19 protein-coding genes and 1 pseudogene are annotated in these 15,714 nt (G+C 66.4%); 13 read left to right on the plus strand and 7 right to left on the minus strand.

What is annotated here, in order from left to right:
* The first annotated feature begins 54 nt into the window (after positions 1–54).
* Genes BEMPMBAN_RS19890 through BEMPMBAN_RS19905 form a run of 4 tightly spaced genes read left to right on the plus strand, consistent with a single transcriptional unit; the run spans position 55 to position 3,657 of the window.
* A complete protein-coding gene (locus BEMPMBAN_RS19890) occupies positions 55–1,179 on the plus strand; it encodes an amidohydrolase family protein (RefSeq protein WP_234897592.1) in 1,125 nt (374 codons plus the stop codon).
* 21 nt (positions 1,180–1,200) lie between these two features.
* A complete protein-coding gene (locus tag BEMPMBAN_RS19895) occupies positions 1,201–2,343 on the plus strand; it encodes an amidohydrolase family protein (protein WP_159232980.1) in 1,143 nt (380 codons plus the stop codon).
* Positions 2,344–2,346: 3 nt separating this feature from the next.
* Entirely contained in the window at positions 2,347–2,739 is a 393-nt protein-coding gene (locus BEMPMBAN_RS19900) for a Rieske (2Fe-2S) protein (protein ID WP_159232981.1), read from the plus strand.
* A 33-nt stretch (positions 2,740–2,772) separates the two neighbouring features.
* Entirely contained in the window at positions 2,773–3,657 is an 885-nt protein-coding gene (locus tag BEMPMBAN_RS19905; RefSeq protein ID WP_159232982.1) for an alpha/beta fold hydrolase, read from the plus strand.
* A gap of 41 nt (positions 3,658–3,698) precedes the next feature.
* Here the strand turns inward: BEMPMBAN_RS19905 and BEMPMBAN_RS19910 are convergent, their stop codons facing one another.
* Entirely contained in the window at positions 3,699–4,181 is a 483-nt protein-coding gene (locus BEMPMBAN_RS19910; protein ID WP_159232983.1) for a hypothetical protein, read from the minus strand.
* Positions 4,182–4,217: 36 nt separating this feature from the next.
* Between BEMPMBAN_RS19910 and BEMPMBAN_RS19915 the strand changes: the two genes are divergently transcribed.
* The 9 genes and pseudogenes from BEMPMBAN_RS19915 to BEMPMBAN_RS19955 all read left to right on the plus strand — a co-directional run.
* Positions 4,218–5,519, plus strand: coding sequence for an NADH-ubiquinone oxidoreductase-F iron-sulfur binding region domain-containing protein (locus tag BEMPMBAN_RS19915; protein WP_159232984.1), 1,302 nt, complete (start codon positions 4,218–4,220; stop codon positions 5,517–5,519).
* 8 nt (positions 5,520–5,527) lie between these two features.
* Positions 5,528–5,827 (plus strand): ferredoxin, encoded by a 300-nt coding sequence (locus BEMPMBAN_RS19920; protein ID WP_159233023.1) that lies wholly within the window; start codon positions 5,528–5,530, stop codon positions 5,825–5,827.
* Positions 5,824–7,470, plus strand: coding sequence for a thiolase C-terminal domain-containing protein (locus tag BEMPMBAN_RS19925; protein WP_159232985.1), 1,647 nt, complete (start codon positions 5,824–5,826; stop codon positions 7,468–7,470). The genes BEMPMBAN_RS19920 and BEMPMBAN_RS19925 overlap by 4 nt, the downstream gene beginning before the upstream one ends.
* 83 nt (positions 7,471–7,553) lie before the next feature.
* Positions 7,554–8,387 carry an alpha/beta hydrolase gene (locus BEMPMBAN_RS19930; RefSeq protein ID WP_159233024.1) on the plus strand — a complete coding sequence of 278 codons (834 nt, stop codon included), beginning with the start codon at positions 7,554–7,556 and terminating at the stop codon, positions 8,385–8,387.
* Complete coding sequence (locus tag BEMPMBAN_RS19935) at positions 8,387–9,205, plus strand: NAD(P)-dependent oxidoreductase (RefSeq protein WP_159232986.1); 819 nt, start codon at positions 8,387–8,389, stop codon at positions 9,203–9,205. Before BEMPMBAN_RS19930 ends, BEMPMBAN_RS19935 begins: the two co-directional genes overlap by 1 nt.
* Before the next feature lie 63 nt (positions 9,206–9,268).
* Positions 9,269–10,060: an NAD(P)-dependent oxidoreductase gene (locus BEMPMBAN_RS19940; RefSeq protein ID WP_200846056.1), complete on the plus strand. Its 792-nt coding sequence runs from the start codon at positions 9,269–9,271 to the stop codon at positions 10,058–10,060.
* Between the two features lie 124 nt (positions 10,061–10,184).
* Positions 10,185–11,387: a cytochrome P450 gene (locus BEMPMBAN_RS19945; protein WP_159232987.1), complete on the plus strand. Its 1,203-nt coding sequence runs from the start codon at positions 10,185–10,187 to the stop codon at positions 11,385–11,387.
* 28 nt (positions 11,388–11,415) lie between these two features.
* Positions 11,416–11,616: a ferredoxin gene (locus BEMPMBAN_RS19950; RefSeq protein WP_159232988.1), complete on the plus strand. Its 201-nt coding sequence runs from the start codon at positions 11,416–11,418 to the stop codon at positions 11,614–11,616.
* A 189-nt stretch (positions 11,617–11,805) separates the two neighbouring features.
* Positions 11,806–11,973, plus strand: a pseudogene (locus tag BEMPMBAN_RS19955) (cytochrome P450); the annotation flags it as partial.
* Between the two features lie 108 nt (positions 11,974–12,081).
* Here BEMPMBAN_RS19955 and BEMPMBAN_RS19960 read toward each other — a convergent pair.
* The 6 genes from BEMPMBAN_RS19960 to BEMPMBAN_RS19985 all read right to left on the minus strand — a co-directional run bounded on the left by BEMPMBAN_RS19960 (position 12,082) and on the right by BEMPMBAN_RS19985 (position 15,712).
* Positions 12,082–12,366, minus strand: coding sequence for a DUF1330 domain-containing protein (locus BEMPMBAN_RS19960; RefSeq protein ID WP_159232989.1), 285 nt, complete (start codon positions 12,364–12,366; stop codon positions 12,082–12,084).
* 17 nt (positions 12,367–12,383) lie between these two features.
* Complete coding sequence (locus BEMPMBAN_RS19965; RefSeq protein ID WP_159232990.1) at positions 12,384–12,575, minus strand: ferredoxin; 192 nt, start codon at positions 12,573–12,575, stop codon at positions 12,384–12,386.
* Entirely contained in the window at positions 12,572–13,855 is a 1,284-nt protein-coding gene (locus BEMPMBAN_RS19970; RefSeq protein ID WP_159232991.1) for a cytochrome P450, read from the minus strand. The genes BEMPMBAN_RS19965 and BEMPMBAN_RS19970 overlap by 4 nt, the downstream gene beginning before the upstream one ends.
* An 84-nt stretch (positions 13,856–13,939) precedes the next feature.
* Positions 13,940–14,500, minus strand: coding sequence for a carboxymuconolactone decarboxylase family protein (locus tag BEMPMBAN_RS19975; RefSeq protein WP_159232992.1), 561 nt, complete (start codon positions 14,498–14,500; stop codon positions 13,940–13,942).
* The gene (locus BEMPMBAN_RS19980) at positions 14,497–15,342 is read right to left on the minus strand and encodes a TauD/TfdA dioxygenase family protein (protein WP_159232993.1); all 846 of its coding nucleotides are present in this window, start codon (positions 15,340–15,342) and stop codon (positions 14,497–14,499) included. Before BEMPMBAN_RS19980 ends, BEMPMBAN_RS19975 begins: the two co-directional genes overlap by 4 nt.
* A gap of 25 nt (positions 15,343–15,367) precedes the next feature.
* Positions 15,368–15,712 (minus strand): hypothetical protein, encoded by a 345-nt coding sequence (locus BEMPMBAN_RS19985; protein WP_159232994.1) that lies wholly within the window; start codon positions 15,710–15,712, stop codon positions 15,368–15,370.
* Positions 15,713–15,714 lie beyond the last annotated feature (2 nt).

Raw genomic sequence — 15,714 nt, forward strand, 5'->3', positions numbered from 1 at the left:
CTGGAGGGAGTCTACGGTCGCGCCTTCGGCGTGCAGAGATCGAAGGATGGTTGCGTGAAGGAATTCAGTGCCGGGACAAACGGCGTCGACTCCGACCCGGTGAAGGTTCCCGTCATCGACACCAGCGTGCACATCTTCAGCCGGTCCAACAAAGACCTGCGGCAGAACTTCCTTCGCGAACCCTTCCGCAGCCGAGGCTTCCCCGACTACGAGATGGACTGGTACGGCGCACCGGGCGGCGAATACGCGAAGGGCACCGAAGGCCCCGATCGCCAGTACCCGGGATCCGATCCGGAGGTGACGGCCCAGCACCTCTTCGCCGATCGCGGTGTCGATCTGGCAATCCTGCACCCGATGACCCGCGGCATCATGCCCGATCGCCACCTGGGCACCGCGATCGCCGCGGCCCACAACGAGATGATGGTGACCCGCTGGCTGGATCACGCCGAGTTCGGCGACAGGTTCCGCGGCACCATCCGGGTGAACCCTGACGACGTCGCCGGTGCCCTGCGGGAGATCGACAAGTACAAGGACCATCCGCGGGTCGTGCAGTTGGGAGTCCCGCTGCAGTCGCGTGAGCTCTACGGCAAGCCGCAGTTCTGGCCGTTGTGGGAAGCCGCGGTAGAGGCGAATCTGCCTGTCGCCGTGCACTTCGAGGTCGGTTCCGGCGTGATGTTGCCGCCGACACCCAACGGGTTGACCCGCACCTACGAACAGTTCGTCGGGTTCACGGCGCTGAATTTCCTCTACCACCTGATGAATATGATCGCCGAAGGGGTGTTCGAGAGAATGCCCGCGCTGAAGTTGGTCTGGGCCGACGGCGCCGCCGACATGCTGACACCGTTCATGTGGCGGATGGACTGCTTCGGCAGGCCGCATCTCGAGCAGACGCCGTGGGCGCCGAGGATGCCCAGTGACTACCTGCCGGGCCACGTCTTCTTCGTCCAGGGCAGCCTCGACGGCCCGGGCGACGTCGACTTCGCCGGCGAGTGGGCCGGGTTCACCGGCAAGGACGACATGGTGATGTACGGCTCGAGCTATCCGCACTGGCAACTCAATGAGCTATCGGTCCCCGATTCGTACAGCGTCGAGCAGCGCGACAAATTGTGCTGGCGCAACGCCGCAGAGCTGTATGGGATCCAAAGTCCGGTCATTGCTTCCGCCGCTGGGGCACAGTAGAGGGAACGAGGAGGCAACACCATGACCACCACAGCCAATCCACGGGTACCCGCCGCCGAGCGCATTGCCGTGCGGTGCGTTGACTCCGACGTCCACCCGGCGCCTCGCAGCGGCGATCTCGGTCAGTACATTCCTGAACCCTGGCGCAGCAAGTACTTCGGCACGCACAAGGTCGGCGACCAGATCTACTACGACGCTCCCGACTACGCGCACTCCTACGCGATGCGCCTGGACACCTTCCCCCCGGACGGCGAGTTCGCCTGCAGTGACCCCGATCTGGCGTTCAAGCAGCTGATCATGGAGGCCGGCTCTGACATCGCGATCCTGGAACCCGCCGCCTATCCGGCGCGGATTCCCGAAGCGAACCACGCGATGAACTGCGCGCTCAACGACTGGCAGGCCAATCACTGGCTCGACAGCCACAACAACTGGCACGAGCGGTGGCGCGGGTCGATCTGCCTGGCCATCGAGGAGCCGGAAAAGAGTGTGGCCGAGATCGAGCGCTGGGCCGGACACCCCTACATGGCGCAGATCCTGATCAAGGCCGAGCCCCGTCCGTCCTGGGGCAACCCCAAATACGATCCCATCTGGGCTGCCGCCACCAAGCACGACATCACCGTGAGTTGCCACCTGTCACGCAGTCACTACGACGAACTGCCGATGCCGCCGGTCGGGTTGCCCAGCTACAACCACGATTTCATGGTCACCTACTCGCTGCTGGCGGCCAACCAGGTGATGAGCCTGATCTTCGACGGCACGTTCGACCGCCATCCCAACCTGCGCATCGTCTTCGTGGAGCACGCATTCACCTGGATCCTGCCCTTGATGTGGCGGATGGACGCCATCTACGAGGCCCGCAAGTCGTGGCTGGACATCAAGCGCAAGCCGAGCGAGTACGTCAAGGACCACATCAAGTTCACCACCCAGCCGCTGGACTACCCGGAGGACAAGACCGAGTTGACCCGGGCCTTCGAGTGGATGGAGTGCGAGAAGATCTTGCTGTTCAGCAGCGACTACCCGCACTGGACCTTCGATGACCCCCGCTGGTTGGTCAAGCACCTCCCCGAGCACGCCCGGGAAGCCATCATGTTCCGCAACGGCATCGAGACGTACAAGTTGCCGGACACGGTGCCGGCGCTCGAGGGCCAGGTCCGGGTCTTCTAGCTGATGGCAGAGAACGACAAGACGCCCCGGCTGGCGCAGGGGCGTGAGCACGTCGTCGCCACCGTCGACGAGATCCCGCCCGGCACACACAAATTGGTGCCCATCGGTCGCCACGGTGTCGGCGTGTACAACGTCAACGGCACCTTCTACGCGATCGCGAACTACTGTCCGCACGAGGGCGGTCCACTGTGCTCCGGACGCGCCCGCGGCTTGAACATCGTCGACGACAACGTGCCCGGCGATGCGGTGATGGTGCGGGACAAGGAGTACATCTTCTGCCCCTGGCACCAGTGGGGTTTCGAGCTCGCCACCGGGACCACCGCGGTGAAACCGGAGTGGAGCATCCGCACCTATCCCGTCCGGGTCGTCGGCGACGACGTCCTCGTGCAGGCCTGACACCGAGATCGATCCCAGGAAATCGGAGAGAAGTTGCCCAACAAGAAGATCGAGATCAATGGCGGCAACGTCGTCTACGAGATCCTGGGTGCCAAGAACACTGAAGGCGAGTTCATCGCCCTCACTCCTGGCGGCCGGTTCAGCAAGGACATACCGGGCCTGAAGCCGTTGGCCCGCAAGCTTGTCGAAGGCGGCTATCGGGTGCTGCTGTGGGACCGGCCGAACTGCGGCAAGTCCGACGTGCAGTTCTACGGCCAGAGCGAATCACACATGCGCGCGGAGACCCTGCAGCAGCTGATCACCAAGCTCGGCATCGGACCGTGCATCATCGCCGGCGGGTCGGGAGGCGCGCGCGACTCGATGCTGACCACCATGCTCTACCCCGAGTTGGTCACGAAGCTGGTGGTCTGGAACATCGTCGGCGGCGTGTACGGCTCGTTCGTGCTCGGCTCCTACTACATCGTGCCGAGCATCCTCGCCGTCCGCGGAGCCGGGATGAAGGCCGTCGCGAAAGTTCCCGAGTGGCAGGAGCGCATCACCGAGAATCCGGACAACGAGGCGCGCATCCTCAGCCAAGACCCCGACCAGTTTCTCAAGTTGATGCTGCGCTGGCTCAATGCCTTCGTGCCCAAGCCGGGGCAGACCATCCCAGGCGTCGAGGACGAGATGTTCGACAACATCACGGTGCCGACGCTGATCATCCGCGGTGGCGAGAACGACCTCGACCACCCCAAGCGCACCTCACTGGAGGTGAGCTGCCTCATCAAGGGGTCGAAGGTCATCGACCCGCCATGGCCCGAGGATGCCTGGGAGCGCGCCGGTGAAGCACGGGCGTCTGGAAAGGTCAAGCGCTTCAACATGTTCGACACCTGGGTGCAGGCCGCCCCGGCGATCCTCGATTTTCTGAAGAAGTCATGATCATGCAGTCCGCCGATGATGGCTGCGCGCGGGGCGAACCGCTAGACGCCGATGATCTGGACCTCGCAGTTCAGCGATGCCTCCAACGCAGTGTGCACCCGGCTCTCGGGGACGCGCAACAGGTCGGACTTGAGCAGCGTGACCTTGACGATGTCCCAGCCGTCGTCGGTGGGAACGCGCTCGATCTCGCCACGCAGGCCGAGCCCCGCCAACACCCCGTGCGCGTCGTCGTCGGTTCCGCGGCTGACGTAGGTCAGAACACCCGCCGACGGTTGGGCGCCGAATCGTCCGAACGCCTCGACGCACAGGCCGACCGCGGTGTCCTTGAGATGGTCGGGGTCCTCTCCGGCGACGAGGACCTCGACCTGTCGACGGCTGGCCGGCATCGACGCGAGATCGGCGTCGACGACCTGGATCCCGAGTTCGGCAGCCGACTCGACGAGCGCGGTCATGCCGTCGCGTAGTTGTGCCGGCGTCAGCAGCGCCGACGGGTCGACGTCGACTCGCACCACCGCAGTTCTCATGCCCGCCAGCCTATCCGCGGGCAGGAAGGCTCGATCATGACCACCACCGACGACGGGTTGGCAACCGGGTTGACCGTCACCGCGTGGCCCGGTGTGCCGCCCCGCCTGCTGCGAATCCCCGACACCACCGAGGTCGAGGATCACCCGGCATACCTCAACTCCGGCGGCTACCAGGAGCTCGACGACCCGGACGGACTGCTCGAGGAGGTCGACCGCAGCGGGTTACTCGGCCGCGGCGGCGCTGCGTTCCCACTCGCGGTGAAGCTGCGCACGGTGCGCGATGCGGGACGCGCCGGGAGCCCGACCGTGGTGCTCGCCAACGGCGAGGAAGGCGAACCCGCCTCCGTCAAAGACAAGTGGCTGCTGCGCAACCGGCCGCATCTTGTGCTCGACGGCGTCCGGCTTGCCGCACGCATCGTCGGTGCCGACCGCGCCTATGTCTACGTTTCTGACGCCGAGGCCGCCGGCGCGCTGCGCACCGCGCTGGATGCCGCGCCCGTGGGTGACCTCGCCACAACGGTGGTGACGGTCGAGCCCGGTTACGTCGCCGGCGAGGAGACGGCCGCGGTACGCGCCGTCAACGGTGGTCCCGCCAAGCCCACCGACAAACCCCCACGTCCGTTCCAACAAGGCGTGGGTAATCTCCCCACGGTGGTCGCAAACGTGGAGACGCTGGCGAATCTGCCCTTCATCCTGCGCCACGGCAGCGACGCGTTCCGCGACCACGGCACGTCGGCCTCACCCGGAACGTTCCTGGCCACCGTCACCGGCGGCGGCAGACCGCCGACGCTCTACGAACTGCCGCACGGCACGCCGGTCACCGATCTCCTCGAGCACCATCGGGTTCCCGCGGGTGACGTGAAGGGCGTGCTGATGGGCGGTTACTTCGCCGGGCTGCTCAACCGCGAGGTCCTCGACGCCACGCTCGACCATGAGTCCATGCGTCGGCTCAACAGCGGACTGGGCTGCGGCGCGGTCTCGGTCCTCACCGACGACTGCCCGGTCGCGGTCGCCGCGTCGGTGATGGCGTACTTCGACCGTGAGAACGCCGGCCAGTGCGGCTCGTGCTTCAACGGCACCGCGGCGATGTCCGCGGTCACCGACGCGTTGCGCCACGGTGCGGCCACCGAGGACGACCTGACCCGGCTGCAGCGATGGTCGGTGGTACTGCGTGGCCGGGGCGCCTGCGCGACGCTGGATGCGGCCACCAACGTCGCGGCCAGCCTGCTGCGGGCGTTCCCGACCGACGTCGCCCGGCATCTGGCCGGGGACTGCGATGCCTGCCGCGCCCATGTCTACCACGCAATGCGACCCTACGAGGTGGAGGCGATTTCGTGAGCGAGCCGATGAAGATCAAACTGGACCGCACGATGTGCGACGGGTTCGGCATCTGCGCCAAGCATGCGCCCGGGTACTTCTCCCTCGACGACTGGGGTTACGCCTCGATGATCGGCGACGGCACCGTCGCCGAAGCCGACCGCGACGCGGTGATGCGCGCGCTGCTGGACTGCCCCGTGCACGCCATCACCGAACTGGGCGAGCACGGGCCGCTCGGCCAGCGGTCGCCGGCAGTCAGCCCCGAGGAAGCCACCGAGCCGAAGTTGACCAGTGAAAACAGCGAAGCGATTACGGAGTTTGTTCGTTGACCAGACCATTGCCCCAGCTGACCGCGCAGAACGAGTTCTTCTGGACGTCGGGCGCCGACGGCAAACTTCGCATCCAGGAGTGCCTCAGCTGCCAATCCCTGATTCATCCACCCGCACCCGTGTGCCGGTACTGCCGCGACACCAGGATGGGTGTGCGTGAGGTGTCGGGTAAGGCGACGCTGGCAGGCCTGACCGTGAACCACCGCTTCGGCTTCCCGGACATGCCCCCGCCCTATGTGGTGGCTGAGGTGGCACTCATCGAGGACCCACGAGTCCGGTTGACCACCAACATCATCGATGCCGATCCCGAGGAACTCGCCCTCGGCCAACCCGTCGAGGTGACGTTCCAACAGGTGGAGGACGTGTGGCTGCCACTGTTCACGCTCGCCGCCGACCGGTCCGCGCCCACCGCGATGCCGACCGACGAGATCCCACCCGAGCAGTTCGCCAAGCACGTTCGGCCGATGCTGGGCGACAAGAAGTTCGAGGATCACTCCGCCATCACGGGCATCGGCATGTCGACGATCGGCCGCAGGCAGATGGTCCCACCGCTGTCGCTCACGATCGCTGCCTGCGAGCAGGCGGTGGCCGACGCGGGGCTCACCTACGACGACATCGACGGGCTGTCCACCTACCCCGGCCTCGACGTAGCGGGCATGGGCGAAGGCGGGGTGAGCGTCCTCGAGGGCGCCCTCGGCTTACGGCCCACCTGGATCAACGGCGGCATGGACACTTTCGGCCCCGGTGGTTCGGTGATCGCCGCGATGATGGCGGTCGCCACCGGGATGGCACGCCACGTGCTGTGCTTCCGCACGCTGTGGGAGGCGACATTCCAGCAGCTGATGAAGGAGGGCAAGATGTCCCCTCCGATGGGTGCTCGCACCTCCAGCTGGCAACATCCATTCGGCGCCATCTCCGCGGCACACGTGCTGGCACAGAACGCAAGTCGTCACTTCCACCGGTACGGGACCACCCGGGAGACCCTGGGCTGGATCGCGTTGAACCAGCGCGCCAACGCCGCACTCAACTCGACCGCCATCTATCGCGACCCGATGACGATGGACGACTACCTGTCGGCCCGGATGATCACCACGCCGTTCGGGTTGTACGACTGCGACGTGCCGTGTGACGGCGCTGTCGCGGTGGTGGTGTCGGCGGTGGACGCGGCGCGGGATCTGCCCAAACCCCCGGTGCGGTTCGAGGCGGTCGGCACCCAGATCATCGAGAGGCTCGACTGGGACCAGACCACGCTGACCCACGAACCGCAGGTCCTCGGCCAGTCCGCCCACCTGTGGTCGCGAACATCGTTGCGGCCCGCCGACGTCGACGTCGCGGAGTTGTACGACGGCTTCACGTTCAACTGCCTGTCCTGGCTCGAGGGACTGGGCTTCTGCGGCATCGGCGAGGCGAAGGACTTCCTCGACGGCGGCGCGGCCATCGCCCGCGACGGGATCATCCCGCTCAACACGCACGGCGGCCAACTGTCGCACGGTCGTACCCACGGCATGGGACTGATCCACGAGGCGGTCACCCAGTTGCGCGGCGAGGCCGGTGACCGCCAGGTGCCCGGCGCCCGGGTTGCGGTGGCCAGCAGCGGCGGGCTCACGCCGAGTGGCGTGATGCTTCTGCGGACCGACGAGTGACGGCCCACGACGAGGCCTTCCACGACGAGGTGGCGGCCGTCCCCCCACCCCGCCCGCGCGTCGTGCTGGTCGACGGGGTGCCGATGTCGGGACTGGCTGTGCAGGTGCAGGATCCACGAGGGGTCGTCGTCGCGGTACACGGCGGGGCCACCTCGTCGGCGTACTTCGACTGTCCCGGGCAGCCCCGCCTGTCACTGCTGCGATCCGCTGCGGCGCGCGGTTTCACCGCGATCGCCCTGGACCGCCCCGGATACGGCGCCTCCGCGGTGTACGCGGCCGACTTCGCCGACCCCGACCGGCGGGTCACCGCCGCGTTCGCGGCGGTGGACAAGATCCTCGGCGACGGCGATCGGGGCGCCGGGCTGTTTCTCGTCGGCCACTCCGCCGGCTGCGAGCTCGCGCTGCGGATGGTGACGGCGCGGTCTGACGTCCTCGGCATCGAACTGGCAGGGACCGGGTTGCGCTACAGCGACAACGCCAAGGCGATCATCAGTGAAGCCACCGTCACGTCACGGCCGGCCGGGCTGCGGGATCTGTTGTGGCAGCCCACCGAGCTCTATCCGGCCGAGGTGCTCACGGGAGCACTCTCGGCGCCAGGAGTGGCCTACGAGGCAGCGGTCACGGCCAACTGGGCGCGGCGCGACTTCCCCGAGATCGCCGCCCGCGTGGATGTACCCGTGCAGTTCAGCGTCGCCGATCACGAGAGCGTCTGGGAGTCCACGCCCGAGGCGCTCGGCGACGTGGCGGCGCTGTTCACCAATGCCCCCCGCGTCCTCGTCAGCACGATGACGGACAGCGGACACAATCTCAGCGTCGGCCTCAGCGCCGACACGTACCACCGGAACGTCATGTCGTTCATCGAGGAATGCATCGCGGGCTCCCAGGATCGCGATCACGAGCAGTCGGAGGCGGGTTGATGAGGGTCGGATTCATCGGGCTGGGCAGTCAGGGCGGGCCGATGGCGCGCCGGATCGTCGAGGGCGGGTTCGAGCTCACACTCTGGGCCCGCAGGCCCGCGTCGGTCGAACCCTATGCCGACACCGCGGCCAAGGTGGCCTCGACACCCGCCGAGCTCGCGGCCGCCAGCGACCTGGTGTGCCTGTGCGTCGTCGGCGATGACGACGTGCGAGAGGTGCTGACGGGAGAGTCCGGGGTGCTGGCGGGGCTCGCTGCAGGTGGCGTCGTCGCGATCCACAGCACCGTCCATCCCGACACCTGTCGCGAGCTCGCCGATATCGCTGCCGCACAGGGGGTCACCGTGATCGACGCCCCGGTCAGCGGCGGCGGGCCCGCGGTCGAGGAGGGCACATTGATGGTCATGGTCGGCGGCGAGGACGACGTCGTCGAAAGGGTCCGTCCGGTCTTCGCGACCTACTCCGACGCCATCGTTCACCTCGGCGCGCTGGGCAGTGGCCAGGTCGCGAAGATCCTCAACAACCTGTTGTTCAGCGCGAATCTCGGTGCGGCGATGAGCACCCTCGAACTCGGTGACGCCCTCGGCATCCCGCGTGACCGCCTCTGCGAGGTGCTGCACCGCGGTTCGGCGACCAGCAAGGCGGTCGGCAGCATCACGGTGTTCGGCGGAAGCCTGGAAGGGCTCGCCCCGATCGCCGGCGCGTTGTTGCAGAAGGACGTCCGACACGCGGCGAGCCTCGCCCGACATGCAGGGGCGCCAGAGGGCACCGTGTTCCACGTGGCGGACACCGCGCTGAGGCTGATGGAGCACGGTCGATGAGCGCTCGCGCGAAGAGAAGACAGACCCGATGAGCGCTCGCGCGAAGAGAAGACGAGGGCGCTAGTGGACGTCGGATTCGTCGGCGCGGGGCGGATGGGCGCGCCGATGGTGCGTCGGCTCGTCGACGCGGGTCACCGGGTGCAGGCGCTCGGCCGCACCGCCGAGAAGCGCGCCGCTGTCGAAGAGCTCGGCGCGCGTCCGGTCGCCGACACCGCAGCCGTCGCGGACGGCGCCGACGCCGTCGTGGTCTGCGTGTTCACCGACGAACAAGTCAAGCGACTGTGCCTCGACGGTGACCTGGTGGCCCGGATGCGGCCTGGGGCCACGCTGGTCCTGCACACCACCGGGAGCCCCAGGACCGCTCAGACGGTCGCCGCGCGTTTCGAACACGTCGAGGTCATCGACGCGCCGGTCAGCGGCGGCCCCCACGACATCGCCGCAGGGTCGGTGACGCTCTTTGTCGGGGGTTCCGATGACGCGGTAGCCGGGGTCCGGCCGGTGCTGGAAACCTACGGCGACCCGATCCTGCACGCCGGGCCCCCCGGCGCCGGGCAGCTGGTCAAGCTCGTCAACAACACGATGTTCGCTGCGCAGATCGGGTTGGTCGCCGAGGGTGTGCGGCTGGGTTCTCGCCTCGGTGTCGACGAGGGTCCGCTGCTCAACGCGCTGACGCATGGAAGCGCACAGAGCCGCGTTCTGTCCATGATCGCGTCGGCGGGGTCGGCCGATGCGTTCATCTCCGCAGTCGGCGAATTCATCGGGAAAGACGTCGCGGTCGTGCGCAACACCGTTGCCGAACTAGGCGGTGACCTCGGCAAGCTCGAGGCGTTGGTCGACGCCGGAGTGAAGTCGTGACACGCCTGTGTGCTGTTGACCAATCAGCAGAATTCAGCGACGATTTGCCCCATACTGCAAGCATTACAGTCAGTCAGCCTTCCGTAACGTTTGCGGCCCTGTGGACAGCGCCGAGGAGGACGCAGTGACCAAGCCCCACGTGGAGTTCAACCCGGTTGCCCAGGAGTACTTCGACAATCCGTACGAGATCTACAAGCGGATGCGCGACGAAGCTCCGATCTACTACGACGAGCGGGAGGACTTCTACGCGCTGACCCGCCATGCCGATGTGGCGGCCGCATTCAAGGATCACGAGTCGTTCTCGTCGGCCCGAGGATGCGACCTCGGCATGGTCCGATCCGGCGACGTCCCGCAGAAGTCGATCATCTTCATGGACCCCCCGGACCATCGGCACATGCGCAGCCTGCTGAACAAGGCGTTCACCCCGCGTGCCATCCAGGCACAGCGTGAGACGGTCATCGAACTCATTCGGCACTACCTCGGCAAGGCGGATCCGGAGCACTTCGACGTCGTCCAGGACTTCTCCGGCCCGTTCCCCGTCGAGGTGATCACCCGGATGGCGGGTGTACCCGAGGACTTCCGGCAGCAGGTCCGGCTCTGGATCGACACCAGCCTGCATCGCGAGCCGGGCCAGATCGACTGGAGCGAAGAGAACCAGAAGGCCAACGTCGACTCCGGCATGTACTACTACGGTTTGGTTCAGGAGCGTCGGCAGAATCCGCAGGACGACATGATCAGCCGACTGATCGCCGCGGAGATCCCCGGCCCGGACGGCGAACTGCGCAAGCTCGATGACATCGAGATCACCGGCTTCACCACGCTGCTCGGTGGCGCGGGTGCCGAGACCGTCACAAAGCTCGTCGGCAGTGCGATGGTGGAATTCGCCCGGCATCCCGAGCAGTGGCAGTTACTGCTCGACGACCGCAGCAGGATCCCCGACGCCGTCGAGGAACTGCTGCGCTATGTGGGCCCGGTGCAGTACAACGTGCGGTACAGCGTGCGGGAGGTTGAGCTACCCAGCGGCACCATCCCGGCGAACAAACCGGTTTTCCTGATGGGCGCCGCGGCAAACCGTGACCCGCGCGCTTTTGACGATGCCGAGACATTCGACGTCACCCGCGACCGGCTTCAAGCGCAGAACCTCGGGCTGGGCTACGGCATCCACAGCTGTCTCGGCGCCGCGCTCGCCCGCATGGAGACCGTGCTCGCACTCGAGCACTTGCTCGACTTCATGCCACGCTACGAGGTCGACTTCGACGGCCTGCAGCGTGTCAACATGCAGAACGTCGCCGGCTACCACCATGTCCCGGTCAAGGTGCTGAAGTGAACCAGCAAGAAGCGAAGTGGGAGCGCGTATGACTCAGAAGGTGGACGTCGACTTCGGACTCTGCGAGAGCAACGGGGTGTGCATGGGCATCATCCCCGAGGTGTTCGACCTCGACGACGACGACTACCTGCACATTCTCCAGGAAGAGGTGACACCGGAGAACGAGCAGCAGATCAAGGAAGCCATCCGCCAGTGTCCGCGCCAAGCGATCTCCCTCAAAGACGGATGACCGCAACCTAACTGGTTCTTGACCCGTTCTCCGAAGAGTTCTTCAACGGTCCCTGGGAGATCTATCGGCGGATGCGCAGCCTGGTCAACAAGGTGTTCACTCCCCGAGCGATCGCGAACCTGAAGCCGATGGTCATCGAGACCATCGAGCAGTGTTCTCGCGCCGCCGACCCGGAGCACTTCGACGTCGTTGCACAGCTGCCTCGGCGCCGCACTGGCCCGAATGGAGAGCGCCATCGCACTCGAACGATTGCTCGACTTCATGCCCCGTTACGAGGTCATCTGGGACGAGGGCAAGCGGGTGGCGATGCAGAACGTCACCGGCTGGTCTCACGTTCCCGTGCGGGTACTGAAGTAGCACCGCACTCGCCGTTCTGATCCCTAGCCCCCGCGAGCTTGCGTGTTTGCACACGACACGCCGTGCATATGTGGCACTTCGCGCGAGCTCGCCGGCCGCGACCGCCCGTCAGAAGCCGGAGACGATGACCCCGTTGCAGTCGGCCGCTGCCTGGCGCAGCTTCGCGGCCGCCTGATACTCGTCGGAGTAGTACCACTGCTTGGCCGCCTCGACGGATTCGAATTCCAGCAGCACGGTCTGGGTGCCGTGCCACTGCCCCTCGAGCGTTTCGGCCGCCGGACCGAACGCCAGCACCTTCGCGGTGCCCATCGTCTGGCTGGCCAGCTTGCCATACTCAGCCATGCCGTCGGCGTCCTTGATGTCTTCGGTGATGATCACATAACCTTTGGCCACTCGAATATCTCCTGTTCTCAGTCGGTCTCGCGGATCGCCCGCTCTGGGCAGTTCTCGATGGCCTCGCGGGCAGCGCTCTCCAGCCCCTCGGGAACGTCCCCCGGGTCGGCGACCGCCCAACCGTCATCTGTCAGATCGAACACCTCGGGACACAGCGTCAGGCACATGCCGTGGCCGGCGCAGCGGTCCTCGTCGACGGTGACCTTCATTTCAGGTCGAACTCGATGTGCAATTGTGTCAGGCCGCGCAGGATGTACGTCGGAATGTACTGGTAGGTACGCGCGCCCGGTGCGCCGTGCTCCCGCTCGGAGATGCGGATGTCCGTCGTCCGGTCGAGCAGCCGTTCCAGTCCCACGCGCGTTTCGGCCCGGGCCAGCGGCGCTCCCGGACAGCTGTGGATACCGCGACCGAAGGCGAGATGCTGGCGGGCGTTCTTGCGCTCAGGGTCGAAGGTGTCCGGATCCTCGAACCGGCGCGGGTCGCGGTTGGCCGCGCCGTTGACGACCATCAACGTGCAACCCGCGGCGAGCGCCTCCTCACCGACGGTGGTGGGGACCCGAGACAACCGGAAATCGCCCTTCACCGGGCTTTCGATGCGCAGGCATTCCTCGATGAAGTTCGGCAGCAGGCTGCGGTCGGCGCGCAACCTCTGCTGAATGTCGGGGTGGTCTCCCATGACCTTCAGCGCGGTGCTCAGGAGGCGGACCGTGGTCTCCTGGCCCGCGGAGAACACGTTGGTGGCCACCCGAACCACATCTGCGACTTCGGGCATCGTCCCGTCCGGGAACGTCGCGGTCGCCAGGCCGGTCAACACGTCGTCCCGAGGTTCGCGGCGGCGGTCCTCGACATACTCGGCGAAGACGTCGTACAGGTACTCCAGCGGCGTCTTGGTCAGTGCTTTGTCGGCGTTGCCCAGCCCGCCGCCATGGGTCCCCTTCGCCAGTCGCTCAAGGAGTTCGGCACGGTCCTCGTCGGGTACGCCGAGCAGGTCGGCGATCACCCGCAATGTGAACGGGCCTGCGAAACCGGAGATGAACTCGCCTTCACCCGGCGCCAGGAAGTCGTCGAGGATTTCGTCGGCGAGCTGCCACATCGCGTCCTCGTTCTCTTTGAGACGCTTGGGCGTGATCAGGCGCATCAGCAGTGCGCGGTGGTTGGTGTGCGTGGGCGGGTCCAGCGTCGGCAACTGGTCGCTGAACGGGATCTCGTCGCGGTGCTTCTCGATCAGCTCCGTGATGTCTCCGTCTTCCATCCCCTCCAGCGACACAGGGAAACCCGGGAACGGCCCGGTCACCGAGATGCACGACGAGAAGCTGTCCGCGTCGTTGTAGACATCGACGGCCTCCTGCCAGCCGGTCACCATCGTCACGCCGTAGTGGTTCTCCCGGCTGACAGGGCACTTGCTGCGCAGCGCCTCGTAGAACCGATAGGGGTCGTCGACGAGTCGTTCGTCGCGGAAGAAATCGACCGTGGTGAGGTCTTCGGTCATGCACTACTCCGTTCCGACGATCTCGCCCAGCGAGAACGCAATTCTCATCTTTGCGTATCAGGTTTTCATACCGGTGGTGCGCCGTCAACGAGAGGGTTTGAGGTAGTCCTCGGGGGCGATGCCGAGCGTGTTCACCGCCAGGGCGAGCAGGTGGTATCCCCCGACGGTGAAAATGAGGTCGAGCCGCTGGTCATCGTCGAAATGGTCGCCCAGCGCCGCCCAGGTGACCTCGGTGATGCGGAGGTGCTCGGCGAGTTCACCGACCGCCGCGACGACCAGGCGGTCGACAGGGTCCGCCGGCTCGCCGTGCCGGATGTCTTCGATCTCGGCGTCGGTGAGGCCCGCCCGCCGGGCGAGCGGCACGTGATGGTCCCAGAGGTATAGCGACCCGCTCGTCAGTGCCGCGCGCAGTACGGCCACCTCGCGCACCCGTGCCGAAAGGTTCGAGTTGCGCAGCAGGTAGGCGTTGAACGTCAGGTATGCGTGCGTCAGGGGCTGGTTGCGGACCAGGGTGGCCAGAATGTTGCCCGCGTCGCGCGGATTGGCCCGTTCGGCGGGCAGCAGCGGGCTCAGGGCGTGCCGGACGCCGTCGTCCCACTGTTCGTCGGGCAGCGGCGCAAGTCGCGGCAGCGAAGGGTCGGTCATCGGATGGGTTCGTCGCCGAGAACGGTGGTACGCAACATCAGTCGCGGTGAGTCTGGCGCGTAGGGCGCAGCGCGGTGCAGTACGCCGCGGTTGTCCCAGATCACCATGTCTCCGACCGACCAGCGGTGCCGGTAGACCAACTCGGGCTCGGTGGCTCGGTCGAGCAGGTCGGCGAGCAGGGCCCGGCCTTCCTCGAGGTCCATCCCGACAACGTGATCCGCCGAGGCGCCGAGCACCAGCGACCTGCGGCCGCTGCGGTGTGTCCAGACCAGCGGGTGTTCGTGGACGGGGCGGGCCCGCCACCGGGCCAGTTCCTCGGGTGACGGATCGGGGTGGACGCGGCGCTGCGAGGCTTCCAGCGAGTGCACGACGCGTAGGGAGCCGAGGCGGCGCTTCTCTGTGTCGTCGAGTGCCTCGTAGGCGGCGTAGGAGTTGGCGAACTCGGTGTCCCCGCCTTCGTCGGCGACATGAAGCGCCGAGAGCGCGGTGGCCTTCTGGGGGCATTCATCCCGGGTCGGCGTGCATCCGTCGATATGCCAGTCGAAGGTGGCCAACAGATAGGCGGCCGAGGAGTTCTTCGACTTGTCCAAGGTGACGGGGTAGATGCCGGCGATCGGGTGGTGACCGTCGGAGGAATGGTCGATCCCGCCGAGGCGCCGGCAGAAGGCGACCTGTGTTTCCGGGTCGACGTTCAGGTCAGGAAATACCAGGACGCCGTTGTCCTCGAGCGCCTCGAGCACCGCCTCACCGAGCAATTCGTCGGTGGCGAGCCGATCGGGGTCGACCCCGGTCACTTCCGCGCCCACGGCGCCGGTGAGCTTGTTCATGGTCAGCAGGCCCATCGAAGGTCCTTTCGCGGTGGAGTGGTCACGGAACCGGCGAACTGACGCGGTCGATGACGGCGTCGGCGGAGTCAATGGGTTTCTGCGTACCGAAGACCTCCACGGCCATCGACACCATGATCATCGAGTAGACGAGGTGCAGGAGGTTCAGCACGTCCTCGGGCACGTCGTCGAGCGGGAACTTGTCGCAGTATTCGATCGCTTCCTCGAACCGGGGCGAGAACGCGTCGTAGAACGCGTGAATCTCCGGCATCGGGGTGGCCAGGCGCATCTCCCAGCGCTCGGGTTCTGTTGGCAAACACCACTTCTCGGTGAATTGCTGGAATTCGGCGAAGACGCTGGGCAGTTGCTTCGGTGAGCTCTCGGACATCG

The sequence above is a fragment of the Mycolicibacterium austroafricanum genome (assembly GCF_902705885.1).
Lineage (GTDB): Bacteria > Actinomycetota > Actinomycetes > Mycobacteriales > Mycobacteriaceae > Mycobacterium > Mycobacterium vanbaalenii_A.